This is a genomic window from Mesorhizobium sp. M7A.F.Ca.CA.002.04.1.1, from assembly GCF_004022805.1.
Classification (GTDB): domain Bacteria; phylum Pseudomonadota; class Alphaproteobacteria; order Rhizobiales; family Rhizobiaceae; genus Mesorhizobium; species Mesorhizobium ciceri.
This window is the reverse complement of the sequence record NZ_RZPL01000004.1, coordinates 1-22,723: the sequence shown is the minus strand read 5'-3', so window position 1 is coordinate 22,723 and position 22,723 is coordinate 1. Positions and strand designations below refer to the sequence as shown.

Below are 22,723 nucleotides of genomic sequence, written 5' to 3'. Positions count from 1 at the left end.
GGCGGATTGGGATTTTGCCGATATTAGATATTATCCCTGAAAAACAGCTAGTTAGAAGAAAATCTGGATAGCCGATGGCCATGCAATTCTGCTGGCTTAGGCGTGAGGTAACATAGATTGACGTTAAATTAACACAACTGTATGATCGAGTAACATGCTCACCTCCTAATAGGTCGATGTTGCCCGCCGAATGCCGGCAGACCGGCGTTTCGGGAAGGGCGAGACCTGTGAATTGCCCGCATGTGCATGCGCCCAACCCGGCGGGGGATTGACAGCGATGCAGGGATGTGAAAATTTTTGCACACAAAGATAATAATATCATCTCAGGGAGGAGATGGCTTGAAATCCGGCGGAACCGCTAACCGCGATCATGAGTCCAGCCTCGCCACCCGCGCGGCCTGGCTTCACTATGCCGGGGGTCTGACGCAGGCCCAGGTGGCCAAGCGGCTCGGCCTGACCAGCCTCAAGGCGCATCGGCTCATCACGCGGGCCACCCAGGATGGCCTGGTCAGGGTGATCATCGACGGCGACGTCGGCGAATGCATCGACCTCGAGCAGCAGCTGATCAATGCTTACGGGCTCGATTACTGCGAGGTCGTTCCGGATCTCGATCAGGACGAGCTGCCGCTGAAGGCGCTTGGCATCGCCGGCGCTCAGTTTCTGAAGCGGGAGATCGATCGCGGCGAGGACATGCTGATCGGCGTCGGCCACGGCCGTACCCTTGCCGCAAGCGTCGAGTATCTGACGCGCACCGCCGCCGCCCATATCCGTTTCGTCTCGCTGCTTGGCGGTGTGACGCGCAAGTTCGCGGCCAACCCGCACGACGTCATGCATCGGCTGGCCGAGCGGACCGGCGCGCAGGCCTATGTGATGCCGGTGCCTTTTGTCGCCAACACCGCGGAGGACCGTGAGGTGCTGCTTGGGCAGCGCGGCATCAGCGATGTCTTCGACCTCGCAAGCCGGTCCGACCTGATGTTCGTCGGCATAGGGACCGCCGAGCGGGAAGCTTCGCTGGTCGCCACCGGCATGATCGAACATTCCGAAATCGATGAGGTCAAACGCGATGGCGGCGTCGGCGAGCTGCTCGCCCACTTCTTCGACGACCAGGGACGCCCAGTGGAAACGGCGCTGTCGGAAAGAATCCTGGCACTCCCGCGGGACCAGTTGAAGGGCCGCCGGATCGTCGCCGTCGCCGGCGGCAAAGTGAAAATACGCGCTATCAAAGCGGTGCTCGAAAGCCGCTATCTGAGCGGCCTGATCACCGACGAATCCACCGCTCGTGCCCTTGTCGAACAGAACAAACCCAATGGCGCGAAGCGCCATATGAACGGAGGATCGCCAAATGCGTGACAAGCGCGGATCAGCCTTGCTGGCGGTTGCGTCATGAGCGCGAAAGCCGCCACTGCATCGACCAGGCCTGCCTCGCCCGCCCTGCGTCGGGCACTTGCCAGCGCCGCGGTTGTCGTCCTGCTCGGCGCCATGGCGCTCGATACCAACGTGGTCAGGATAGGGTCGGCAGGCGACGTTCGCAGCGCCGTGTTTTCCGCCGCTGACTACGGCAAGTCGGAATTTCCCAAGGTGCAGGCCGATGTCGAGGCACGCGCCGCCGACGCGGTGACGGTGGCGACGGCGATTGCCAAGGACAGGGCAACGGCGGAAAAGGAATACGGTGTGCCTGCGGGCGTCGGACCGGTCATTTCAGTCAAGTTCACCGGCGTCGTCGGCGAAGGAAAATCTGGCATCTACAAGGTCGCCGTCGACGGCGTGCCAGATACGTTGATGATCCGCGTGCAGACGGGACCGGCAATCAACGGGACGGAACTGCGTGACGCCACGGGCAAGATCACATTCGGCCAGTTCACCAACCAGATTGAGTACCAGGACGCCGGTTCGGCGCTGAACAATGAGATGAAGAAGGAAGTCCTGGCCAAGGTCGATACGAGCACCTTGACCGGCAAGACCATATCGGTGGTCGGCGCATTCAAGCTGGTCAACCCGAAGAGCTGGCTCGTCACCCCCGTGAGGCTGGACGTCAAATGAAACCGACTGCCGACACCGGACCCGCGACTGGCGACGCCGTGCTTTCGGCGCGCAACATCGTCATGTCGTATGGCGGCGTCCATGCGCTCAAGGGCGTCAATTTCGACATCCATCGCGGCAAGGTCACCACGCTGTTCGGAGAGAATGGCGCCGGCAAGTCGACGCTGATGAAGATCCTCTCCGGCGTGGTCACGCCGACATCCGGCGACATCGTGCTCGACGGCAATCTCGTCAGCTTTTCTTCGTCCTCGGACGCGCGCGATCGCGGCATCTCGATCATCCACCAGGAACTCAGCCTGGCGCCCAACCTCAGCGTTCGCGACAACATCTTCATGGGCCGCGAACTGCGCACCAGGACCGGCCTCGACTTCGCCGAGGAGCAACGCCAGGCGCGCGCTCTGATGGCTGATCTCGAGGAGGACATCGATCCGATGACCCTGGTCGAGGATCTGCGCCTCGGCCAACAGCAGATCGTCGAGATCGCCCGGGCACTGTCGGTCGATTCGCGCATCCTCATCATGGACGAGCCGACCTCCGCGCTCAGCGCAACCGAGGTGGAAGTTCTGTTCAAGGTGATCCGCGATCTGACCAGCCGCGGCGTCTCCATCGTCTACATATCGCATCACCTCGAAGAGGCGCTGCAGATCACCGACTATGCCGTTGTCCTGCGCGATGGCGCGATTACCGCGACGGCCGAAGCCCGGGATATCGATCTCGAATGGATCGTGCGCAACATGGTCGGCGAGAATTTCGATCTCGGCTCGCCGCCGACCGGCCATGAATTCGGCGAAGTCGCCCTATCGATCGAGGATGTCAGCGTCGTCGACACTTCGGGCTCAGGTTATTCCGTCGTCGATCACCTGTCGCTGGACGTGCGAGCAGGCGAGATCGTCTGCATCTACGGGCTGATGGGTGCCGGGCGCACGGAATTGCTGGAGGCCGTCGCCGGACGAGTGCCGATGGCGGGCGGGCGGGCGCTGCTGGAAGGCGAGGACGTCTCGGGGCTGAGCATTGCCCAGCGTATCTCCAGAGGGCTTGTGCTGGTCCCCGAGGACCGGCAGCGCGACGGGCTGGTGCAGACGATGACCGTCGGTCGTAATCTTTCGCTCGCCAGCATCGAAGCGTTCGCCAGGGGCCTGTTTCTGTCTCGTTCCAGAGAGCGAGAGCTGGTCGAAGACTCGATCCGCAAGGTGACCGTCAAGACCGCTGGCGGCAACGCCATGATCGGATCGCTGTCGGGCGGCAATCAGCAGAAGGTCGTCATCGGCAAGATGCTGACGACCAATCCCAAGGTTATCCTTCTCGACGAGCCGAGCCGCGGCATCGATGTCGGCGCCAAGGCCGAAGTCTTCCGCTTGCTGAGCGAACGCGCTGCGCAGGGCCTTGCCGTCGTCTTCTCGACCTCTGAGGTCAACGAATGCCTCAGCATTGCCCACCGCATCGTCGTCATGCGCCGCGGCAGGATTTCAGCCGAATTCGGCGCCAATGCCACCAAAGAGCAGATCATGGCCGCCTCGGGCGAAGCCGTGGTCGCCTGATCACCAGGAATTTCGGAGCCCACACCATGACCGATGTCAGCCAGGCCAGAAAACAGTCCAGTCCAAGCGCGAGCGAAGGCTTCGATCTCGCCAAGCTGCTGCTCGAGGGCCGCGCTTTCTTTGCCCTGATCGTCATCATCGTCGTCTTTTCGATCCTGTCGCCCTACTACCTCTCGGTGGCGAATTTCCTGACCATGGCCTCGCATGTCGCCATCTTCGGAATCCTCGCGATCGGCATGCTGCTTGTCATCCTCAATGGCGGCATCGATCTGTCGGTGGGGTCGACGCTGGGCTTGGCCGGCGTCGTTGCCGGCTTCCTGATGCAAGGGGTGACGCTGAGTTGGCTGGGCGTCGTTCTCTATCCGCCGGTGTGGGTGGTCGCGGTGCTGGCCTGCATGCTGGGCGCCGTCGTCGGGCTGATCAACGGCGTGCTCATCGCGCGCTTCAAGGTTCCAGCTTTCGTCGCCACCCTCGGCGTCATGTACATGGCGCGCGGCCTGGCGCTGCTGATGACCAGCGGCCTGACCTACAACAATCTCGGCGGCAAGCCGGAGCTCGGAAACACCGGCTTCGATGCGCTTGGCTTCAACCGCTTGTTCGGCGTGCCGACGGGCGTCGTGGTTCTCGTGGTCATCGCGCTCATTGGCAGCATCGTCCTGAACCGCACCGCTTTCGGGCGCTGGCTCTACGCCTCGGGCGGCAATGAACGCGCGGCCGAACTCTCCGGCGTTCCGGTCAAGACAGTGCAGATTTCCGTCTATGTGCTGTCGGGCATCTGCGCCGCCATTGCCGGCCTGATCCTGTCCTCGCAGCTTACATCGGCGGGACCGACCGCCGGCACCACCTACGAACTGACGGCCATTGCGGCCGTCGTCATCGGCGGCGCGGCACTGACCGGCGGCCGCGGCAACATCCGCGGAACCCTGCTCGGGGCCTTCGTCATCGGCTTCCTGTCCGACGGTCTGGTGATCATCGGCATCTCATCCTACTGGCAGACAGTGTTCACCGGCGCGGTCATCGTGCTCGCCGTGCTCCTCAATGCCGTTCAGTATCGCCGCCGCAGCAAGCTCCCAAGCGCGACAGGTGGCCAACCGACTTCTCAGAAACGGGGGAAGGCCGAACCGGCCAATCCTGCCCAAGGGAAGACTGCCAGGTGAACTGGCAGCAACACCGCGTAATCATTGGAGGAATGTACATGAAAACCATGCTGAAAAGTCTGCTCGCGGCCGCGATGGTCGTTGGGTTCACGGCCGCCGCGTCAGCCGCGGGCCTGATCTCGATCATCGTCAACGATCCGGCCAATCCCTACTGGCTGACCGAGGGCAACGTCGCCAAGGCCGAGGCCGAGAAGCTTGGCTATACGGCCAATGTCGGCGCCCACAAGGGCGATACCAATACCGAAAGCAATTTGATCGACACCGCCATCACCAACAAGTCGGTGGCGATCATTCTCGATCCGGCCAACGCCGACGGCTCTGTCGGTGCGGTGAAGAAGGCGATTGCAGCCAACATCCCGGTGTTCCTTGTCAATGCCGAGATCAACCAGGAAGGCCTCGCCAAGGGGCAGCTCGTTTCCAACAACGCGCAGGGCGCTGCTCTCGGTGCCCAGCAGTGGGTGCAGGCCGTCGGTGAAAAGGGCAAATATGTCGAACTGCTCGGCGCCCCGTCGGACAACAATGCCGCCACGCGCTCGAACGGTTACGCGACTGTGCTGAGCCAGTACCCGGATCTCGAAAAGGCTGCTTCGCAGGTCGCCAACTGGGATCGTACCCAGGGCCACGACAAGATGCAGAGCATGCTGCAAGCCAATCCCGACATCATCGCCGTGATCAGCGGCAATGACGAAATGGCTCTCGGCGCGGTTGCGGCGCTGAAGGAAGCTGGCAAGCTCGCCGGCATCAAGGTCGGTGGCTTCGACGGCTCCCCGGACGCGGTTGCGGCGATCAAGTCCGGTGAACTGCAGTACACCGTGCTGCAGCCGGTCGCCATCTTCTCGGCCAAGGCCGTGCAGCAGGCGGACTCGTTTATCAAGACGGGTGCCACCGGTGCGGCGACCGAGAAGCAGCTGTTCGATTGCCTTCTCATCACCAAGGACAATGTCGACAAGTACACCGCACCCTTCGTGCTGTCTGAGTAATACCTGCACAGGGGGTGTCCTTGCGGACACCCCCTGTCTCTTCTACGAAATGACTGCCCTCGTGAACTGCCTTCGCAACCAATCGGAATTTGCGGCATGAAAGACCTGCTGATCGGCATCGACGCGGGAACGTCGGTGATCAAATCGATCGCTTTCGATCTGTCCGGGCGGCAGCTCGCCATGACGTCGGTGCCCAATAGCTTCGTCACGCTGGAAGGCGGCGGCGCCGAGCAGGACCTCGACCAGACCTGGCGCGACATGGCGCGGACCGTTCGCGATCTCGCGGCCAAGATTCCCGACCTCGCGCAACGAATCGCGGCGGTGGCCATCACCGGGCAAGGCGACGGAACCTGGCTGATCGATAGCGACGGCATGCCTGTCTCGCGCGCCTGGCTGTGGCTCGATGCCCGCGCCGGACGTTTGGTGGACGAGATGCGCGCCGATCCCCGGGATCGCAGGCGGTTCGAACTGACCGGCACGGGGCTGAATTCCTGCCAGCAAGGCGCCCAGCTTGCCTTCATGAAAAAGAACCATCCCGACATGCTGGAGCGGGCGGCCACCGCACTGCATTGCAAGGATTGGCTCTACTTCAAGATGACGGGCGAACGCGCCACCGATCCCTCCGAGGGAACCTTCACCTTCGGCGATTTTCGGTCGCGCACCTATTCCGACGAAGCCCTCGACATCCTGGATCTGACGACGCATCGCCGCCTGTTGCCTCCCATGCTCGAAGGCACCACCGACCATCATCCGCTATCGCGATCGGCGGCGGCGGAGACCGGCCTGCTCGAAGGCACGCCGGTGGTGCTGGGCTACGTCGACATGGTCATGACGGCGCTCGGAGCCGGCCTCTATGATCCCTCGGGCAATGTCGGCTGCACGGTCATCGGCTCGACCGGCATACACACGCGCTTCGCAGCCACTCCCGACGATGTCGTGCTGAACGCAGATGGCTCCGGCTACACGATCGCCATGCCTATTCCGGGCGCCTTTGCACAATTGCAATCCAACATGGCGGCGACGCTCAACATAGACTGGGTGCTTGGCCTTGCGCGCGACGTGCTCGCCACGGCTGGCGGCAAACCTTCTCATGACGAGTTGCTGAAGGCGCTCGACGCTTGGATGGAAGCATCGGAGCCGGGATCGCTGATCTACCAGCCTTACATATCGCTAGCCGGCGAAAGAGGGCCGTTCGTCGACCCTGACGCACGCGCCGGCTTCATCGGCCTTTCGGTCAAGCATGGCTTTGGCGATCTGGCACGCGGCGTGCTCGAGGGGTTGGCCTTCGCCGCTCGCGATTGCTACCAGGCGATGGGCGCCGTGCCGAGTGAGATCCGCCTGTCGGGCGGCGCAGCGCGCAGTCCGTCTCTACGTCGCATCATCGCGGCGGCGACAAGGGCGCAGGTGCGCACCAGCAGCCGCCAGGAAGCCGGCGCGGCGGGTGCCGCGATGATGGCCGCGGTCGGGCTCGGCGTCTACGGCTCCATGGAAGACTGCGCCGCCGAATGGGTGACGCCGCTTCTCGGCGACTGCGATGCCTATGACGAGGCGCTTTCGCAAACATACGATGCGCTCTTCCCTTCCTTCGTTGCGGCGCGCCAGGCGCTTCGGCCGGTGTGGAAGGGCATGGCGCACCGCACAGGAGCAAGATCTTGAGCAATACAACAGATGTCGTCGATCTCTTCGTGATCGGCGGCGGCGTCAATGGAGCCGGCATAGCGCGTGATGCTGCAGGTCGTGGCCTGTCCGTCATCCTGTGCGAAAAAGACGATCTCGCGCAAGGCACCAGTTCGCGTTCCGGCAAGCTGGTGCATGGCGGCCTGCGCTACCTCGAATATTATGAATTCAGGCTGGTTCGCGAAGCGCTGATCGAACGCGAGGTGCTGCTCGAGGCGGCGCCGCATATCATCTGGCCGATGCGCTTCGTTCTACCGCACAGCCCGCAGGATAGGCCGGCATGGCTGGTCCGGCTCGGGCTGTTTCTCTACGACCACCTTGGCGGCCGCAAACGGCTGCCTGGGACAAGAACGCTGAACCTGAGGACCTCGCCTGAAGGCGCGCCGATCAAGGACGAATTCAAGCGCGGTTTCGAATATTCCGACTGCTGGGTCGACGATGCGCGCCTGGTGCTGCTCAATGCGCTCGATGCAAGGCAGCGAGGCGCCAGAGTGCTCACGCGCACCGCCTGTGTCGCGGCGCGCCGTGAAGGCGGACTGTGGTCGATCGACATGCAGGATGGTCGCACGGGCGCCGTCACGAAAGTCCGCGCGCGCGCTCTGATCAACGCAGCAGGTCCCTGGGTCAACGACATTGTCAGCCGCGTCGCCGGGCAGAATTCGACGCGCAATGTCCGGCTTGTAAAAGGCAGCCATATCGTCGTGCCCAAATTCTGGGAGGGGCGGCAGGCCTATCTCATCCAGAACAACGACAAGCGGGTGATCTTCGTCAACCCGTACGAGAACGATCTGGCGCTGATCGGCACGACCGACATTCCCTACGAAGGCAGGCCCGAGGAAGTGGTCGCCGAGGCCAGCGAAGTCGACTACCTGATCAAGGTGGTCAATCGCTATTTCAAGCGGCAGCTGACGCCACAGGACGTGGTCTACAGCTTCTCCGGTGTGCGTCCGCTCTATGACGACAATGCCGACAATCCAAGCGCGGTGACGCGCGACTATATTTTCGAACTCGACGCCTCCAACGGCAACGCACCGCTGCTTTCGGTGTTCGGCGGCAAGATCACCACCTTCCGCAAGCTGTCGGAACACGCGCTGGAAAAGATCCAGCCATTCTTTCCGACGATGAAGAAAGCCTGGACGGCCAAAATTCCCTTGCCGGGGGGCGACCTGCCCAATGCGGACTTCGAGCAGTTTCTGAGCGATCTGCATGTCGAATTTTCATGGCTCAGCCCGTCGTTGGTGAAGCACTACGCTCGAAGCTACGGCACCCGCGCCAGGCAATTGCTCGCCGGCGCGCAAAGCGAGGCTGATCTCGGCCGACGCTTCGGTCCCGATCTGTATGAACGGGAGGCAAAGTTCCTGGTCGAGACCGAATGGGCTGGCACATCAGCCGATATACTGGAACGCCGCACAAAGCATGGCCTGCATATCAATGCGGCCGAGCGGAAAGCGTTCGAAGATTGGTTCGGTAACATCATGGCGACGGCGGACTGATGGCCTTCACGCTTTCCCTCAACACCAATCCTCTGGTCAATCGCTTCGCCGATCCAGACGATTTGATCGACGCGATTGCTTATGGCATCGGCATTCGCGACGTGCAGTTGACGCATGAATTCGTCAATCCGGGCTGGCCGGCGGCCACGATTGCCAAATTCCTGCGCCTGTTCAACAGCGCGCTTTCGCGGACCGGTGTCAGGATCACCTCCGGCATGACCGGACCTTATGGCCGGCTCAACCATTTCGGCCACCCGGACGCCGACGTCCGGCGCTACTATGTCGACTGGTTCAAGACCTTCGCCGACATTTCCGCCGAACTCGGCGCGCCAGGCATGGGCACGCAGTTCGCCATCTTCACCTACAAGGACTTTGACGATCCGCAACGGCGGGCAGCACTTCTCGATATCGCGCTCGAATGCTGGCGCGAGGTTGCCGAACACGCCAGGGCGGCGGGGCTGACATACCTGTTCTGGGAGCCGATGTCGGTCGGCCGCGAGTTCGGCCACACGATCGAAAGCTGCGTCACGCTGCAAGGCGCCATCGACGCAGCGAAGCTGCCCATACCGATGAAGATGATGGTCGATATCGACCATGGCGACGTGACCTCACCCAACCCTGCCGACACCGATCCCTACGCCTGGGCGAAAGCGTTTCCATTGCAATCTCCGATCATCCACATCAAGCAGTCTTCCATGAACAAGGGCGGCCATTGGCCGTTCACGGCCGCCTACAACAAGGATGGCCGCATAGTGCCGCAGAAGTTGCTGGACGCGGTTCGGCAGGGTGGTGGAACCGACAATGAAATTTGCCTTGAACTTTCCTTCAGGGAGAGGGAACCAGTCGACCATCAGGTTATCGAGATGATCCGCGAGTCGGTGGATTTCTGGGCGCCTTACGTCGACAGTGGCCGGGACAGTCTCAAGCCTCGGACTTGAGCGAATACGTCGCCCGGAAGCCGGCTTCGGCCGCAAAAGTATCGAAGGAGAAAAACAATGGCCCCATATTGGGTCGGCACGAGCTGGAAGATGAACAAGACGCTTGCCGAGGCGTTGCTGTTCGCCGATGCGTTGGCCGCCTTCGTGCCTGGTTTCGATCAGGCGATACAGCCTTTCGTCATTCCGCCGTTCACCGCCGCGCGCCAGGTCAAGGCGGCACTAGCCAACACCCGCGTGAAGGTAGGTGCCCAGAACATGCATTGGGCCGATGCCGGCGCGTGGACGGGAGAGATTTCGCCAGTGATGTTGAAAGACTGCGGGCTGGATGTAATCGAACTCGGCCATAGCGAGCGCCGGGAGCATTTCGGCGAGACGGATGCGACTGTCGGACTGAAAACGGCAGCTGCTGTCAGGCACGGTTTCGTGCCACTGATCTGCGTCGGCGAGACGCTGGACGAGCGTGAATCAGGCCGCGCCGAGGCGGTGCTGACGGCACAAGTTCTCGGCGCGCTGCAGGAGCTGAGCGGCGATCAACCGAAGGCGGAAATCCTCTTTGCCTACGAGCCTGTCTGGGCGATCGGGGAGAAGGGCATTCCCGCAAGCGCCGACTATGCCGACAAGCAGCAAGCGCTGATCAAGCAGGTAGCCGCTGACCGGCTGCCGGCTGCCCCGCCTGTGCTTTACGGCGGCAGCGTCAACCCCGGCAACGCGGCCGAACTTATCGGCCAGCCGCATATTGATGGCCTGTTCATCGGCCGCTCGGCGTGGCAAGCGGAAGGCTATATCGACATTCTGAGAAAGGCGTCGGCCGCCATCGCGCGCTAACCGCGCGAGCAATTCCGGGAAAGTGTGAAGCGGTTTTCCGTCCGGAATTGCGTCAAATCAAAGAGACAGAGACAAAAGCAAAGGAGTTCATCATCATGAAGATCGCACTCGGAGCCGACAGCGCCGGCAAGCCGCTGCTCGATGTCATCGCCAAGCATCTCGCCACCAAGCCGGAGTTGCAGGTCGTCGACCTGAGCCAGGCCGGCTTCTACGCCGATATCGCCGCCTCGGTCGGCCACGAAATTCTCGACGGCAACTACGACCGGGCCATCCTGTTTTGTGGCACCGGCATCGGCGTCAGCATCTCTGCCAACAAGGTGCCGGGCATTCGCGCCGCGTTGACCCACGATACCTATTCCGCGGAGCGCGCCGCCAAGTCCAACAACGCCCAGATCATCACCATGGGCGCCCGCGTCATCGGTCCCGAACTGGCGAAATCGATCGCCGACGCATGGCTTGCCTCCGAGTTTGATCCGAATGGCCCATCTGCCGCGAACGTGCAGGCCGTCGACAAGCTCGACGCCAAGCGCTGAAAGACGCGGCAAGTCCGCTGATGATCAGTCGGTCAAGGCGGTCCGCATCGCCTCGATCACGGTGACGGCGGACGCAGCGCCCGGATCCATATGGCCAAGCGAACGTTCGCCGAGGCGTGATGCCCGGCCCTTGGTGGCCACCATCGCTTTGGTCGCTTCCGCGCCTGTCTCTGCCGCCTGGGCGGCGGCCTTGAGACTGGCGGCCAGATCCTTGCCTGAGGCCAGCGCTTCGCCCGCCGCTTGCCCCGCCGGCGCCCATGCATCGATCATCGTCTTTTCGCCAAGCTCTGCCTTGCCGCGATCCTGAATGCCCTTGGCCATGGCCTGGAACAGGGCGACCACATCCGCGTCGTCGAGCGCCGTCTTGCCCTTGACGGCTGCCGCGGCGCGCATGAGCGCGGTCGCATAGAGCGGACCGGAGGAGGCGCCGACCGCATTCAGGAACGACTTTGCCGCCGTGTTCAGCAAGGTGGTCGGATCGGTCGCCGCGGTGTCCAGTCCGGCCACCGCATCGCGCGCAGCGGAAAATCCAAGCTCCATCGCGATGCCGTGGTCGGCGTCACCGATAACCCCGTCAAGCGCGCACAGCCTGTCCCTGTCTGCTGACATGGAGTTTGCGATCGCCGCGAACATCGTGACAAGGCGGGCAGTATCGATTGTCGTCATGTCTTAGTCCTTGCCACAGAGTGGGTTTAGCCGGCGCGAAACATGGCGCAGTCGCAGGGGTGGTCCAGCATCGTCTGCAACTCGCCGTCCAGCCGATGCAGCGTGATCGAGGCCCCGGCCATTTCGAGCGAGGTGCAGTAATTGCCGACCCAGCTTGCGTGGATGGACACACCGATCTCATCAAGCCTCTGCTTCACGCGCAGGTTCATGATGTAGAGTTCCATCAGCGGCGTTGAGCCCAGCGAATTGACGAGCACCGCGACCTTGTCGCCGCGCGCCGGCGCCATCTCGTCGAGGATCCTGTCCAGCATCTCGTCGGTGATCTCATCGGCTGTTTTCAACTTTTCGCGTGCGATGCCGGGCTCGCCGTGGATGCCCATGCCGATCTCCATCTCGTCCGGCCCGATCTCGAAATTTGGCCGGCGGGTCTGCGGCAGCGAACAGGGCGACAGCGCCACGCCCATGGTGAAGGTGTGGTCGTTGGCCTTGCCGGCGATGCGCTCGCATTCGTCGAACGACAACATCCGGTCGCAGGCGGCGCCGGCCGCCTTGAAGATGAAGAAATTGCCGGCGACGCCGCGCCTCTTGTGCCGCTGGTCGCGCGGTGCCGAGGCGACGTCGTCGGTGCTCAGCACCGTGCGCACCTCGATGTCGTCCATCGCCGCCATCTCGGCCGCCATGTCGAAATTCATCACGTCGCCGGCATAATTGCCGTACATGAACAGCACGCCGGCGCCGCCGCTGACCGCCTTGGCGCATTCGAGGATCGGGTCCGGCGGCGGCGAGGCAAAGACATTGCCGATGGCCGCAGCGTCAGCCAAGCCCTTGCCGACAAAGCCGAGAAAGCTCGGCTCGTGGCCCGAGCCGCCGCCGATGACCAGGCCCACCTTGCCCTGGCGCGGCCCGTCGCGGGCGACGATGGAGCGTGGACTGCCGTCCACGCTTTTGAGATGGCGGGGATGCGCTGCCAGGATGCCTTCCAGCATCTCGTCGACGGCGCGGTTGCCATCGTTGATGATCTTCTTGGTCTGCACCCGGCATCCTCCCGACTTCGGCATTTTCGCAGATAATACCGGGTGTTACCGGGATTTCCACCCGGCAAGGCGTATTTCGCGCGCTGAGATGTTCCCACGGCCAACACCTGGACGCAGGCGCTGGCTGTTTCAACCGCCGAGGCCGTCGCGGATGGCTGAGAAATAGCGATCGGTCCCGACCTGGCCGCCCTTGAGCGCGACCTCCAGTCCGTCGATCGCCTTGACGCGCGAGTGGGCAACGCAAAGCGGGGAACCCGGCGAAGCGGGCAGCGGCATGCGAATTGTCAGGGCATCGACGCCCGTCTCGCCGAGTGCGTGGCTCGACGTGTCGCCGCCTGCAATGACCACGCGACGCAGGCTCTGTTCCACCGTCAGGTTGCGAAGGATTTCTCCGAGGCCGCGGCCAAGCCTGTGGCGGGCGCCTTCCTCCCGGTCGATTTCGGCGCCCCTGTCGGCAGTGGGGCCAAGCGCGGTGTAGAGGATGACGCTGCGCCCGGCTTGCAGACTGGCACGGCCGCTTGCCGTTGCGCGCGTGATCGCCTGCTGCGAGGCCTCCGAAACCAGTTCGACCGGATCGACCTCGATGCCGTCGAAACCGTCGGTCAGGGCATGCCGGATCTGTCGTTCGGTGGTCGGCGAGCAACTGCCCGACACGACGGCTATCCGCTCGGCAGCGCCCGGCGGTGTGAAGCCTGGCCCAGCGCTGACGACGCCATTCGACGTCCATTCGGCCAGCAGCGCATATTCGACACCGGACGAGCCGACGACAAAAGAACCGCCGGGCTTGCGAACGCGCCACAGTTCCTTGCCGGCCAAAACCTGCGTCTCCAGACTGTCGACATCGACAAGCACGATGGCGGTGCCGTTTCCGGTCAGGCGATCGAACGCCGCCGACCGCGATGCCGACTGCAGCGTCGCAAGATCGACCAGCCCGGAGCTCAGCGCCGTCTGCCGCGACAGATGGATCAGCAGATCGGACTCATCCATTGGCGTCGTCGGGTGACGGCTCATCACCGGGTGGCGATCAATGCGGAAATATTGGTCGCGATAGGCCGCGAACAGATGGCCGAAAGCGGTATAGCGCTTGAGCTGCGGCGCGCCGACCAGCAGCGGCACGCTATCCTGCGCGAACACCGAGCGGCCGACCTCGATGGCTCGGCCGATGCTGCCGATCGTCGGGCTGGAATCGAAGGTCGAGCAGACCTTGTAGTGGCAAATCTCGGCGTTAAGCGTCTTCAGCCAGGCGAAGGCATCGCGCAGATGCGTGTCCATCCATTGCGGCGTCTCACTGCGGCTGGTGCCGGCCAGCCCTATCGCCCGGCAATGGCCAAACCGGGACAGCAGGGCCGCGTCCGGCTGGCGCATGAACAGCACGGTCGGCACGCCACCGAGCTCGAGCGCCTCCATGACATCGGTCGAGCCGGTCAGGTCGTCGCCATAATAGCTGAGAAGCAGGTCCTGCATCGTCTCAGGCTGCCTTGCCGTCGCCGAATTTTTCGATCGACCGCGCCAGTTCGGGATGGTTCAAGGCGAAGTCGGCCAGCGGAATGCCGTCGACCGCCGATTGCCAGGCTTGCTGCACGGCACGTACGCCGGCGCCCGGTCCGTCCGGATGGCTGACGATGCCGCCGCCGCAGAGATAGAGAAGATCCACGGTCCGGCCGGTTCGTGCATATGTCTCGGGCGCCTGACCGCCCCACTGGCCGGAACCTGCCACCGGTAATGCGCAGTCCCCAGCCGAAAAGATCGGCGTCGTCACCGCCTTGAAGGATTCGACGAAAGAGTCATCCGGTTCCCAGTATTTCGAGGCGATGCCGTTGATCTGGAACTGGTCGACGCCGAGCAGTCGCCAGAATTGCTGCCAGACCTTGAAGTCCATGCCGAGGCCGGGGTGACGGGTGAGGATGTCCCAGCCGTTGCGATGAGCATGCAGCACCAGGCCGGAGCGTTTTCTCAGGAATGCCATGCCGCCAAAGCCGATCGAATTGATGTTGATAACAGCACAATTGCCGCCGGCCTTCGCCACCAGATCGTGGTTGCGCATCATCTCGTCGGGATCGGCGTGCGAAATGCCGAAGGCATACATCACCTTCTTGCCGGTCTTCTGCTCGTGATCGAGGATCAGCGGCATGATTGCCTTCACCCGTTCCGACAGGGGCGAATAGGCCGGGCTCATCAGCTTCTCGTCATCCTTGATGAAGTCGACGCCGGCGGCGATCAGTTCCGCCACCATTGCCGCCGTCTCGTGCGGCCGCAATCCTAGCGCCGGCTTGACGATCGTGCCGATGATCGGGCGGTCAGTCACATTGGTCAGCCGGCGGCTGCCGGCGACACCGAACTGTGGGCCGGGATGTGCCCCGCGATACTCCTCCGGCAATTTCATGTCGACGACGCGAATCCCGGTAAGGCCCTTGATCGAATAGGTGCCGCCGATGGCAATCGTCATCAGCGCCGAAAGGTCGGTGCCGATGGCATCGAACGGAAAGGCGATGTCGACATCGGCGCGCCTGAACGGCCCCTTACCGTCATTGGGAAGCGACGGCCGCTCGGCATCGGGCAGAGGCCGAATCGCCAGCACACGTGCCGCCACCCGGGCCTTCAGTTCCTCGGTCTCGCCGGGCAGCGCTACGAAGGTGCCGGTCGACTGATCGCTGGCGATCTTGGCCGCCAGCGCTTCGATGCTTCCAGGCGTTTCGATGCGGTAGGTGAGGGTGATCATGGTCCGCTGTCTCAAGCCGAGGCGTTCGAAAAAGGTTCACTGGTGTTTCGAATCTGGTATAATGAGTACATAAGTATTGCAAGTCATATCCGGCAGCGGGATCGACAGACGGCAATTCCGGGAATTGTGGCGGCAGTGTTAGATAGGGCCGGGTCAAGGGAGTGATTCGCGGCGATGAACCGTTCGGAACCGATTGTCCGGCGCAAGCTTTCCGATGAGGTCTTCTTGCGGCTGAAGCGCCTGATCACCAGCGGCGAGCTGATGCCAGGCGACGACATGCCCTCGGAGCGCGAGCTGATGGAGCGCTTCGAGGTCGGCCGCCCCGCGATCCGCGAGGCGATGCAGGCGCTGAGCAATATGGGGCTGGTTGCGATCTCGCATGGCGAACGCGCCAAGGTGCTGCAACTCACCGCCAAGTCGATCATCAAGCAGGTCGACGGCGCCGCCAAGATCATCCTGTCGTCATCGAAAGACACGCTGGAGCACCTGAAGACCGCGCGCATCTTCTTCGAGCGTGGCATGGTCAGGGAAGCCGCCGAAAAGGCCACCGCCGAGGATGTGCTGCGGCTGCGGGCCACCGTTGCCGAACAGCGCGGCTTTCGCGGCGATTCCGAAGCCTTCATCTCCGCCGACATGAAGTTCCATACACAGATCGCCGCGATCTCCGGCAACCCGATCTATGTCGCCGTCAGCGAGGCGATGCTCGGCTGGCTGAAGGAATACCACACCGAAATGCTGATCTGGACCGGCAAGGAAAAGTTCACGCTCACCGAGCACGAAGAGATCATCGGCCGCATCGAGAAGAAGGATGCCGATGGCGCCGAGAAGGCGATGATCAAGCATCTCGAACGCTCGCGCGCGCTCTATGTGATGAACTCCGAAAAATAACGTCAGTCGATCCGGACGATCTCGTAAGGCGTCATCACGAGATGGCCTCGGCCAAAAGCTGAAATGTCGACTTGCACGTCGTCCGCCGTCAGGTTCGCCAGCCACACGACAGTGTCGCCCGAGGCCGAGCGTCCAGCCAGCGCCAGCACCTTGGTCTCATCGCTCGTCCCTGCGGCCACATGCGCAAGGCCGGCCAGTTCGCAAAGCCCCTTGATGGCTCTGAAGAGCGGCCGGGGCGATCCTTCCGCGACGGGTTCTCCGGATGACGCCAGCACGCCGAACGGTCCGGTGAAGCTGGAGAGCGTGAGCTGTTCCAGCCCAGCGGCTGCGACGCGCGCGGCATAGCCGACCGTCCAAGCCGCCGCGAACTGGCCGGCATGGCGCGGATCGCTGTCGGCCATGGCAATGCGCTGTCCCCCGGGATTGGGTTTGGTCGCTCCGCCATAAGGGTTCTGGCGCATGGCAATCGTCGACGGTCCGATCCGGTAGGGCTTTGCCCCGAAGATAGCCCGTGCCGATTGGGTGATGAAAGGCAGCGCCTCCAGCGACTGCATGACGCTGAGATCGTCGGCGGCGTGCACGATCGGGCAGGTGCAATGGGTGACGAAATCGAGCTGGTCTGCCGGAACGCGCTTGCGGTTGAGTTCGGTGAAATAGCTGAACATGCCGCCGCCGAGGCGGATATCGGGGAATGCCCGCCGCGCTGCGGCATAAATGTCGTCGAGCGGCGGGCATTCCGGCCACGCGCTGCCCGGCGGTGTCGACTGCCGGTCGACCGACGGCGACACGGCAATGGCCGAGAGTTTTAGCCCGGCCCGGCGAACCAGGTCGGCGACGCCGGACAACTCGGCGTCAAGATCACCAGCGCAGGCAACGACGCATTCGAGGGTGGTTTCGGCTGCGTAGGCAGTTGCGAGCCGGGCGAAAGCGCGCAAGGCATCGAGCCCGTGGCCGCGCGTCGGATCGTGGTGAAACAGCAGCTGTTGTGGGCCGAGTGCCGCCAGCGTGGAGAGGTTCGCCAGCGCCGTCTCGACATCCTCGGGATAGATGACCACGCCGACATCGGGCAGCCTTGCTCCCGCCTCGCCGAGTTCGACCCTGACCGGTTCGCTGGCCACTGCGGCAGCCGGCGCTTTGCCTTCACCTGCGATGCGCAGGCTGATCGTCTGGCTCAGGGGCTGGCCGGCAGGCAGCACATACGGCCACGGCAGCACCAGCGGCCGCACATAGGTCTTGTAGGAGGCGTCCGACCAGTTGCGCTGGTCCTCCATTTCGAAAGTATCGCCTTCCATCCGGCACTCAGCGATGACACCAGGCCGAACCTGATGGGAGATGGCGCGGATATCCTTGAAAGGCTGCCAGGGGTCGATCAGCTGGGGAAGTTTCGTCGCCACCACGCTGCCGTCTGTGTGCTCGACCATGACCGGGCTACCGGCGAGGTCGGCGATCGGGTGCAGGATACAGAAGCCGCAGCGGTTGGTTTCGAAATCGTTTTCGGGAAGGGCGCTGACGTCGAAGACCAGACGGCCGTCGGCAGAGCCTTTGATGGTGGCGCGGAAGCCGAGCCGGTTTCCATCGGGGGCCAGGCAGCTTGCCGAATAGCTGACCGAAAAAGCGTCGGCACCCTGCTCGATCACCAGGTCCGTCAAATTTGGCTCATAGGTGCCCCAGTCGCGGTCACGCACGATATAGGCGATGGCGCGCAGCACTTCGGTGCCGCCATGGCGGATGGTGCGCAGATTGCCGTTGACGAAGTCGGCGCTGAGCGAGCCTGCGCTGAGCCTGACCGGCTCGGCCTCGACCACGCGCGTGCCGTAGAGCAGGAAAGTGCCGGCGGTCATTTCGGCAAGGCGTCGAGTTGCACCGGTTGCCGGCTCGCGGCCCCAGCATAGGCGGCCTCGACCAGCGCGAATGTCCTAAGATTGTCGGCGCCCGAGGTCGCCGGCTCGGTCCCCTTTGCCAGGCAGTCGACCCAGTGCTGCTGGATGGCTACGACGCTTTCCTGGATGTTGTGCCAGGGCCGCGACGCCCAGGCCAGCAGCGGCGGCGAGACGTCGGTGACGGCCGTGCCGCTCTTGCCGGTGACGGTCAGCCGGTATCCCTGCGCCAGCCGGATCGTGCCGTCGCTGCCATCGATCTCGATCAGCGTTTCGGGAAACGGCTCGGTGGCGAGCTTGGTCGCGTAGCTGCAGTCGACCACGGAGGTTGCGCCGCTCTTGTGGTCCATCAGCATGGTCGCCACATCCTCGCCCGCAATGGCGGGATTGATGCGGGCGATTCGTGTCGTGATGGTCGAGACGTCGCCGAGCAGGAAACGGGCGATATCGAGGATATGGATACCGAGGTCCTCGATGATGAAGCGCTTTCCCGTCGCCAGATAGGGCTGACCGGAAAACACGTCATAGGCCGAGCGGAAGGAGATACGCCCGAAGAAGGGCGTGCCGATCTCGCCGCTATCGAGCACGGTCCGCACCGCCTGGATAGGTGACTGCCAGCGAAAATTCTCATGCACCATCAGCGGAACGCCGGCTTCCGCGCATGCCTTGACCATCGCCTTTGCGTCGGCAAGCGTCGGCGCGAACGGCTTTTGGCAGATCACCGGAACGCGGTGGGCGGCCGCCATTTCGACAAGCGGACGATGGCTGGGCGCGGTGGTGGCGATATCGACGAAGTCCAGGCTTTCGCCGGCAAATAGTTCCGCCGCATCGGTATAGCGCTTCGCAATGCCGAACTGGTCACCGACGATCCGCAACCGTTCCGGGTCACGGTCGCAGATGGCGATGATCGAGGCGCCCGCTATGTCGCGCCAGGCATGCATCTGGTTGACGGCAAAGAAGCCGCAGCCGATCAGCGCTCCCCGCAGTTCCGCCATGCTCAGCCTGCCTTTGCCATCTGCATCAAGGTGACACGTTGCTGAAGCCGGCGCTGTGCCTGGTCGACGACGACGGCGACGATGATGACGAGGCCCTTGATCACCATCTGCCAGAACGAACTCACGCCCATCATCACCAACCCGTCCGAAAGAATGCCGATGACGAAGGCGCCGACGATGGTGCCGCCGATCGTGCCGCGGCCGCCCGACATCGAGGTGCCGCCGAGCACTGCCGCCGCAATGGCGTTGAGCTCGAAGCTTTCGCCCGTCGCCGGATGCGAGGCCATCAGCTCGGACGAGATGATCAGGCCGACGATCGCCGCGCAGAAACCGGAGAACATATAGACGAACATCTTGACCATGTTGACCCGGACGCCCGAAATCCGCGACGCCCGTTCATTGCCGCCGACGGCGAAGATATGGCGACCGAGTGGCGTGTACTTGGCGAGATAGGCGGCTCCCAGTGCAACGACGATGAGGATCCAGATCGCCACCGGCAGGCCAAGCAGCCGACCGGCCCCGAGGAAGCCGAAGCCGGTGGTGCCAAGCTCCGGCTTGCCGACGAGGTTGGGAAAGGTGCGGCCATCCGACGACAGCAGCGCCAGGCCGCGCGCGACATAGAGCACGCCGAGCGTGGCGATGAACGGCGCGACGTTTAGCCTGGTGATCAGCAAGCCGTTGACGGCGCCGATCAATATGCCGACGGCAAGCGTGATCAGCGCGATCTCAAAGACGTTGAAATAGATGGTGTAGCCGATCTGCAGGTCGATGCCGTTGAGCACGAGATACCCGGCCACCATACCGCACAGGCCGACGATCGAACCGACCGAAAGGTCGATGCCGCCGGTGATAATGACGAAGGTCATGCCCATCGCCAGGAACGCATTCAGCGCCACGTGCTTCGACATCAGGATCAGATTGGCGGTCGACAGGAAATTAGGCGCCGCGATCGAAAAGAAGATCAAGACGGCGATGAGCGCGATGAAGGTTCTCGCCTTCATCAGCGTCAGCAGCAGCGAGCCGCTCGAGACGGAGGGGACAGCCGCCTTGGCCGGGATGTCAGTCATGGGCGGTTTTCTCCGTGTGCGGGGTCGGCCCGTGGCCAAGTGCCGAGGCGGAGACAAGGGCTGCCTCCGTCGCCTCGGAGCGATCGAACATGCCCGTCAGTTTTCCGTTGCTCATCACCGCAATGCGGTCTGACAGCGCCATCACCTCATCGAGATCCGAGGTGGCGAAGAGAATGCCCAATCCATCGCGCGACAGTTTGCGCATGGTGCGGAAGACGTCGGCCTTGGCGCCGACATCGATGCCTCGGCTGGGCTCGTCCATCAGCAGCACCTTGGGCCCGGTGAGCAGCGCCTTGCCGATCACCACCTTCTGCTGGTTGCCGCCCGACAGCGACGACACCTCTTGCGCCGGGTCGGCGACCCTGATCGCCAACTCCCGCACCACCTGCGTCACCGCCTGCCTTTCGTCAGCGCCACGGATGTGGAACAGGCGGGCAAAGCGCGACAGGCTGGCCAGCGTCAAATTGCTGGCGACCGAAAGGATCGAGACAAGCCCTTCGCGCTGGCGATCCTCGGGGATCAGCGCCAGCCCGCGCCGGATGCGCCGCGTCGTATCGCGCTCCTTGACCTTTCTACCGCCAATGAAGATGTCGCCGGTCGAATGGCCGTGGCGGCCCATGATGCAGTCGAACAGTTCGCTGCGCCCGGCGCCCATCAAGCCGTATATGCCGAGGATCTCGCCGGCACGCAGCGACAACGACACATGGTCGACGGCAAGTCCGCCGGTGGCACGAGGCAGGCAGATCTCCTCGGCACGAAAAATCTCTTCGCCCGGAAGATGGCCGTCGGCCTTGGCGAAGTCCTTGGCGTCGGAGCCGATCATCTGGCGAACGATCCACTGCGTGTCGACGTTCTTCATCTCTTCCTGGCCGGTGATGCGGCCGTCACGCAGCACGGTGATGTAGTCGCCGATGCGGATCAGCTCTTCGAGCCGGTGCGAAATGTAGACGATCGCCACGCCGCGCGCCTTGAGGTCGGCGATCACCTTGAACAGGATCTCGACTTCCGCAGCACTCAGCGCCGAGGTCGGCTCGTCCATGATCAGGATGCGTGCATCGAGCGAAACCGCCTTGGCGATCTCGACCAGCTGCTGCTGGCCGATGCGCAGATCCTCGACCAGCATGTCGGGCCGGATGCCGGCCTGTAGGCGTTCCAGAAATTCCGCAGCGCGGTTTTCCTGTTGCGCGTGGTCGATTTTGCCGAAGCGGTTGGTGATTTCTCGGGTGGCGAAAATATTCTCGGCGACGCTCATATTGCCGAACAGGTTCAGCTCCTGGAACACCATGCCGATGCCACGGTTCACCGCGTCACCGGATGACGAGAAGGAAACCTCTTCGCCTTCCAGCAGGATGCGGCCGGCGGTCGGCCGTTCGACACCGGCGATGATCTTCATCAGCGTCGACTTGCCGGCGCCGTTCTCGCCGACCAGCACGTTGACCGCGCCCTTGCGCACCTCGAAATTGGCGCGCTTGACCGCAACGGTGCCGGAATAGACCTTGGAGACGTCCTCGAGCTTCAGAATGATTTCGCGCTCCGCGATCGCGCTCATGGCTTCGGCCCGATCTCTGCCTCCGCCGGCGTCACCAGCGGCAGGTCCTGGCCGCTCCCCAGCGTATAGGCGCCGAGCACCTTGGCACTGCGGCCTTCCAGCGCCTCGCGCGGCAGCTTGGAAAGCACCGTCTTGTCGGCATAAGCGTTGAAAGCCTTGCCGAACTGGGCGAAGTCGATCTGGTTGGTGAAGTCGTTGAACTGGATGAAGTCCAGGCTGTCGCGCAGCGCGGTACCGCGCACCGCCGGTCCGATCTGCACCCGTGCATCGGCTTTGCCGTCGCCGTCGACATCGACGTCGACCGTTGCCGCACGCGACTGTGTGTTGGCCGCGATAATCTTGCCTTCCAGCCGAACCGCGAAAGTCCAAGGCGAATTCGCCTGCTTGTTCGGATTGCCGTATTTGGCGCCGGCAGCCGCTGGGTCGGTTGTCGCCAGTGTGTGAACCTGCGCAAACGGTCCGGCTTTCTGCTGGAGATAGGGCACGACCTTTGCCGCCCATATCTCTTCGACCATCTTGTCTGGATTGAAGGTGGCAGCGTTGTTGCCGTCGTCCGATTTCGTCGGCAGGATCTTGCAGGCGGTCAGGCTGATGCCGACCATCACGGTAAGGATCGGCCAGTTCGGCTTGGTGTTCAGCATGGCGGCCTGTCGTTCAGCATCGTGGGCGGCCCACGGAAAATGGCGGCGAGGGGCGATCCTGGGTTCGCCCCTCGCTATTCCAATCACGCTGGCTCAGTTCGTCAGC

Annotated in this window: 20 protein-coding genes; 11 read left to right on the top strand and 9 right to left on the bottom strand. The window is 63.2% G+C overall.

Annotated features, from left to right (window positions below):
• Nucleotides 1–339: 339 nt before the first annotated feature.
• The 10 genes from ENZ75_RS00510 to ENZ75_RS00465 all read left to right on the top strand — a co-directional run bounded on the left by ENZ75_RS00510 (nucleotide 340) and on the right by ENZ75_RS00465 (nucleotide 11,181).
• Entirely contained in the window at nucleotides 340–1,350 is a 1,011-nt protein-coding gene (locus tag ENZ75_RS00510; protein ID WP_027163951.1) for a sugar-binding transcriptional regulator, read from the top strand.
• A 33-nt stretch (nucleotides 1,351–1,383) separates the two neighbouring features.
• On the top strand, nucleotides 1,384–2,040 hold the full coding sequence (locus ENZ75_RS00505; protein WP_063167513.1) for a DUF2291 domain-containing protein: 657 nt from the start codon (nucleotides 1,384–1,386) through the stop codon (nucleotides 2,038–2,040).
• On the top strand, nucleotides 2,037–3,578 hold the full coding sequence (locus ENZ75_RS00500) for a sugar ABC transporter ATP-binding protein (RefSeq protein WP_063167514.1): 1,542 nt from the start codon (nucleotides 2,037–2,039) through the stop codon (nucleotides 3,576–3,578). Before ENZ75_RS00505 ends, ENZ75_RS00500 begins: the two co-directional genes overlap by 4 nt.
• 26 nt (nucleotides 3,579–3,604) lie before the next feature.
• Entirely contained in the window at nucleotides 3,605–4,735 is a 1,131-nt protein-coding gene (locus tag ENZ75_RS00495; protein WP_013533073.1) for an ABC transporter permease, read from the top strand.
• 32 nt (nucleotides 4,736–4,767) lie between these two features.
• The gene (locus tag ENZ75_RS00490; protein ID WP_023756738.1) at nucleotides 4,768–5,715 is read left to right on the top strand and encodes a D-ribose ABC transporter substrate-binding protein; all 948 of its coding nucleotides are present in this window, start codon (nucleotides 4,768–4,770) and stop codon (nucleotides 5,713–5,715) included.
• A gap of 96 nt (nucleotides 5,716–5,811) precedes the next feature.
• The gene (locus tag ENZ75_RS00485) at nucleotides 5,812–7,371 is read left to right on the top strand and encodes an FGGY-family carbohydrate kinase (protein ID WP_063167515.1); all 1,560 of its coding nucleotides are present in this window, start codon (nucleotides 5,812–5,814) and stop codon (nucleotides 7,369–7,371) included.
• A complete protein-coding gene (locus ENZ75_RS00480; protein WP_063167516.1) occupies nucleotides 7,368–8,885 on the top strand; it encodes a glycerol-3-phosphate dehydrogenase in 1,518 nt (505 codons plus the stop codon). The genes ENZ75_RS00485 and ENZ75_RS00480 overlap by 4 nt, the downstream gene beginning before the upstream one ends.
• Complete coding sequence (locus ENZ75_RS00475) at nucleotides 8,885–9,823, top strand: TIM barrel protein (protein WP_013533069.1); 939 nt, start codon at nucleotides 8,885–8,887, stop codon at nucleotides 9,821–9,823. The genes ENZ75_RS00480 and ENZ75_RS00475 overlap by 1 nt, the downstream gene beginning before the upstream one ends.
• Before the next feature lie 57 nt (nucleotides 9,824–9,880).
• Complete coding sequence (locus tag ENZ75_RS00470; RefSeq protein ID WP_063167517.1) at nucleotides 9,881–10,648, top strand: triose-phosphate isomerase; 768 nt, start codon at nucleotides 9,881–9,883, stop codon at nucleotides 10,646–10,648.
• A gap of 95 nt (nucleotides 10,649–10,743) precedes the next feature.
• Nucleotides 10,744–11,181, top strand: a complete 438-nt coding sequence (locus ENZ75_RS00465) for an RpiB/LacA/LacB family sugar-phosphate isomerase (RefSeq protein ID WP_024502451.1) — start codon at nucleotides 10,744–10,746, stop codon at nucleotides 11,179–11,181.
• 24 nt (nucleotides 11,182–11,205) lie between these two features.
• Here the strand turns inward: ENZ75_RS00465 and dhaL are convergent, their stop codons facing one another.
• The 4 genes from dhaL to oiaX form a co-directional block, all read right to left on the bottom strand.
• Nucleotides 11,206–11,847 carry a dihydroxyacetone kinase subunit DhaL gene (dhaL, locus tag ENZ75_RS00460; RefSeq protein ID WP_027163948.1) on the bottom strand — a complete coding sequence of 214 codons (642 nt, stop codon included), beginning with the start codon at nucleotides 11,845–11,847 and terminating at the stop codon, nucleotides 11,206–11,208.
• 26 nt (nucleotides 11,848–11,873) lie between these two features.
• Nucleotides 11,874–12,881 (bottom strand): dihydroxyacetone kinase subunit DhaK, encoded by a 1,008-nt coding sequence (locus ENZ75_RS00455; protein WP_063167518.1) that lies wholly within the window; start codon nucleotides 12,879–12,881, stop codon nucleotides 11,874–11,876.
• A gap of 129 nt (nucleotides 12,882–13,010) precedes the next feature.
• Nucleotides 13,011–14,345, bottom strand: a complete 1,335-nt coding sequence (locus ENZ75_RS00450) for a four-carbon acid sugar kinase family protein (protein WP_027163946.1) — start codon at nucleotides 14,343–14,345, stop codon at nucleotides 13,011–13,013.
• 4 nt (nucleotides 14,346–14,349) lie between these two features.
• Nucleotides 14,350–15,600: a 3-oxo-isoapionate-4-phosphate decarboxylase OiaX gene (oiaX, locus tag ENZ75_RS00445; RefSeq protein ID WP_063167519.1), complete on the bottom strand. Its 1,251-nt coding sequence runs from the start codon at nucleotides 15,598–15,600 to the stop codon at nucleotides 14,350–14,352.
• A 174-nt stretch (nucleotides 15,601–15,774) separates the two neighbouring features.
• Here oiaX and ENZ75_RS00440 point away from each other — a divergent pair, with 174 nt between their 5' ends.
• Entirely contained in the window at nucleotides 15,775–16,488 is a 714-nt protein-coding gene (locus ENZ75_RS00440; protein WP_063167520.1) for a transcriptional regulator NanR, read from the top strand.
• A 2-nt stretch (nucleotides 16,489–16,490) separates the two neighbouring features.
• Here ENZ75_RS00440 and ENZ75_RS00435 read toward each other — a convergent pair whose 3' ends face one another.
• Genes ENZ75_RS00435 through ENZ75_RS00415 form a run of 5 tightly spaced genes read right to left on the bottom strand, consistent with a single transcriptional unit; the run spans nucleotide 16,491 to nucleotide 22,617 of the window.
• Nucleotides 16,491–18,329, bottom strand: a complete 1,839-nt coding sequence (locus ENZ75_RS00435; protein ID WP_063167521.1) for a hypothetical protein — start codon at nucleotides 18,327–18,329, stop codon at nucleotides 16,491–16,493.
• Nucleotides 18,326–19,360: a Gfo/Idh/MocA family oxidoreductase gene (locus ENZ75_RS00430; protein WP_063167522.1), complete on the bottom strand. Its 1,035-nt coding sequence runs from the start codon at nucleotides 19,358–19,360 to the stop codon at nucleotides 18,326–18,328. The genes ENZ75_RS00435 and ENZ75_RS00430 overlap by 4 nt, the downstream gene beginning before the upstream one ends.
• Before the next feature lie 2 nt (nucleotides 19,361–19,362).
• On the bottom strand, nucleotides 19,363–20,427 hold the full coding sequence (locus tag ENZ75_RS00425; RefSeq protein ID WP_032809713.1) for an ABC transporter permease: 1,065 nt from the start codon (nucleotides 20,425–20,427) through the stop codon (nucleotides 19,363–19,365).
• Nucleotides 20,420–21,976, bottom strand: coding sequence for a sugar ABC transporter ATP-binding protein (locus ENZ75_RS00420; protein WP_027163942.1), 1,557 nt, complete (start codon nucleotides 21,974–21,976; stop codon nucleotides 20,420–20,422). The genes ENZ75_RS00425 and ENZ75_RS00420 overlap by 8 nt, the downstream gene beginning before the upstream one ends.
• Nucleotides 21,973–22,617 (bottom strand): DUF2291 family protein, encoded by a 645-nt coding sequence (locus ENZ75_RS00415; protein WP_027163941.1) that lies wholly within the window; start codon nucleotides 22,615–22,617, stop codon nucleotides 21,973–21,975. The genes ENZ75_RS00420 and ENZ75_RS00415 overlap by 4 nt, the downstream gene beginning before the upstream one ends.
• Nucleotides 22,618–22,723: the final 106 nt, after the last annotated feature.

Excerpts from the sequence above, each read along its gene's own strand:
- ENZ75_RS00465 (WP_024502451.1), top strand. The coding sequence starts at position 10,744 with ATGAAGATCGCACTCGGAGCCGACAGCGCCGGCAAGCCGCTGCTCGAT.
- ENZ75_RS00425 (WP_032809713.1), bottom strand. The coding sequence starts at position 20,427 with ATGACTGACATCCCGGCCAAGGCGGCTGTCCCCTCCGTCTCGAGCGGC.
- ENZ75_RS00450 (WP_027163946.1), bottom strand. The coding sequence starts at position 14,345 with ATGCAGGACCTGCTTCTCAGCTATTATGGCGACGACCTGACCGGCTCG.
- ENZ75_RS00495 (WP_013533073.1), top strand. The coding sequence starts at position 3,605 with ATGACCGATGTCAGCCAGGCCAGAAAACAGTCCAGTCCAAGCGCGAGC.
- ENZ75_RS00505 (WP_063167513.1), top strand. The coding sequence starts at position 1,384 with ATGAGCGCGAAAGCCGCCACTGCATCGACCAGGCCTGCCTCGCCCGCC.
- ENZ75_RS00485 (WP_063167515.1), top strand. The coding sequence starts at position 5,812 with ATGAAAGACCTGCTGATCGGCATCGACGCGGGAACGTCGGTGATCAAA.
- ENZ75_RS00500 (WP_063167514.1), top strand. The coding sequence starts at position 2,037 with ATGAAACCGACTGCCGACACCGGACCCGCGACTGGCGACGCCGTGCTT.
- ENZ75_RS00440 (WP_063167520.1), top strand. The coding sequence starts at position 15,775 with ATGAACCGTTCGGAACCGATTGTCCGGCGCAAGCTTTCCGATGAGGTC.
- ENZ75_RS00420 (WP_027163942.1), bottom strand. The coding sequence starts at position 21,976 with ATGAGCGCGATCGCGGAGCGCGAAATCATTCTGAAGCTCGAGGACGTC.
- ENZ75_RS00430 (WP_063167522.1), bottom strand. The coding sequence starts at position 19,360 with ATGGCGGAACTGCGGGGAGCGCTGATCGGCTGCGGCTTCTTTGCCGTC.
- ENZ75_RS00415 (WP_027163941.1), bottom strand. The coding sequence starts at position 22,617 with ATGCTGAACACCAAGCCGAACTGGCCGATCCTTACCGTGATGGTCGGC.
- ENZ75_RS00435 (WP_063167521.1), bottom strand. The coding sequence starts at position 18,329 with ATGACCGCCGGCACTTTCCTGCTCTACGGCACGCGCGTGGTCGAGGCC.
- ENZ75_RS00475 (WP_013533069.1), top strand. The coding sequence starts at position 8,885 with ATGGCCTTCACGCTTTCCCTCAACACCAATCCTCTGGTCAATCGCTTC.
- oiaX (WP_063167519.1), bottom strand. The coding sequence starts at position 15,600 with ATGATCACCCTCACCTACCGCATCGAAACGCCTGGAAGCATCGAAGCG.
- dhaL (WP_027163948.1), bottom strand. The coding sequence starts at position 11,847 with ATGACGACAATCGATACTGCCCGCCTTGTCACGATGTTCGCGGCGATC.
- ENZ75_RS00470 (WP_063167517.1), top strand. The coding sequence starts at position 9,881 with ATGGCCCCATATTGGGTCGGCACGAGCTGGAAGATGAACAAGACGCTT.
- ENZ75_RS00490 (WP_023756738.1), top strand. The coding sequence starts at position 4,768 with ATGTACATGAAAACCATGCTGAAAAGTCTGCTCGCGGCCGCGATGGTC.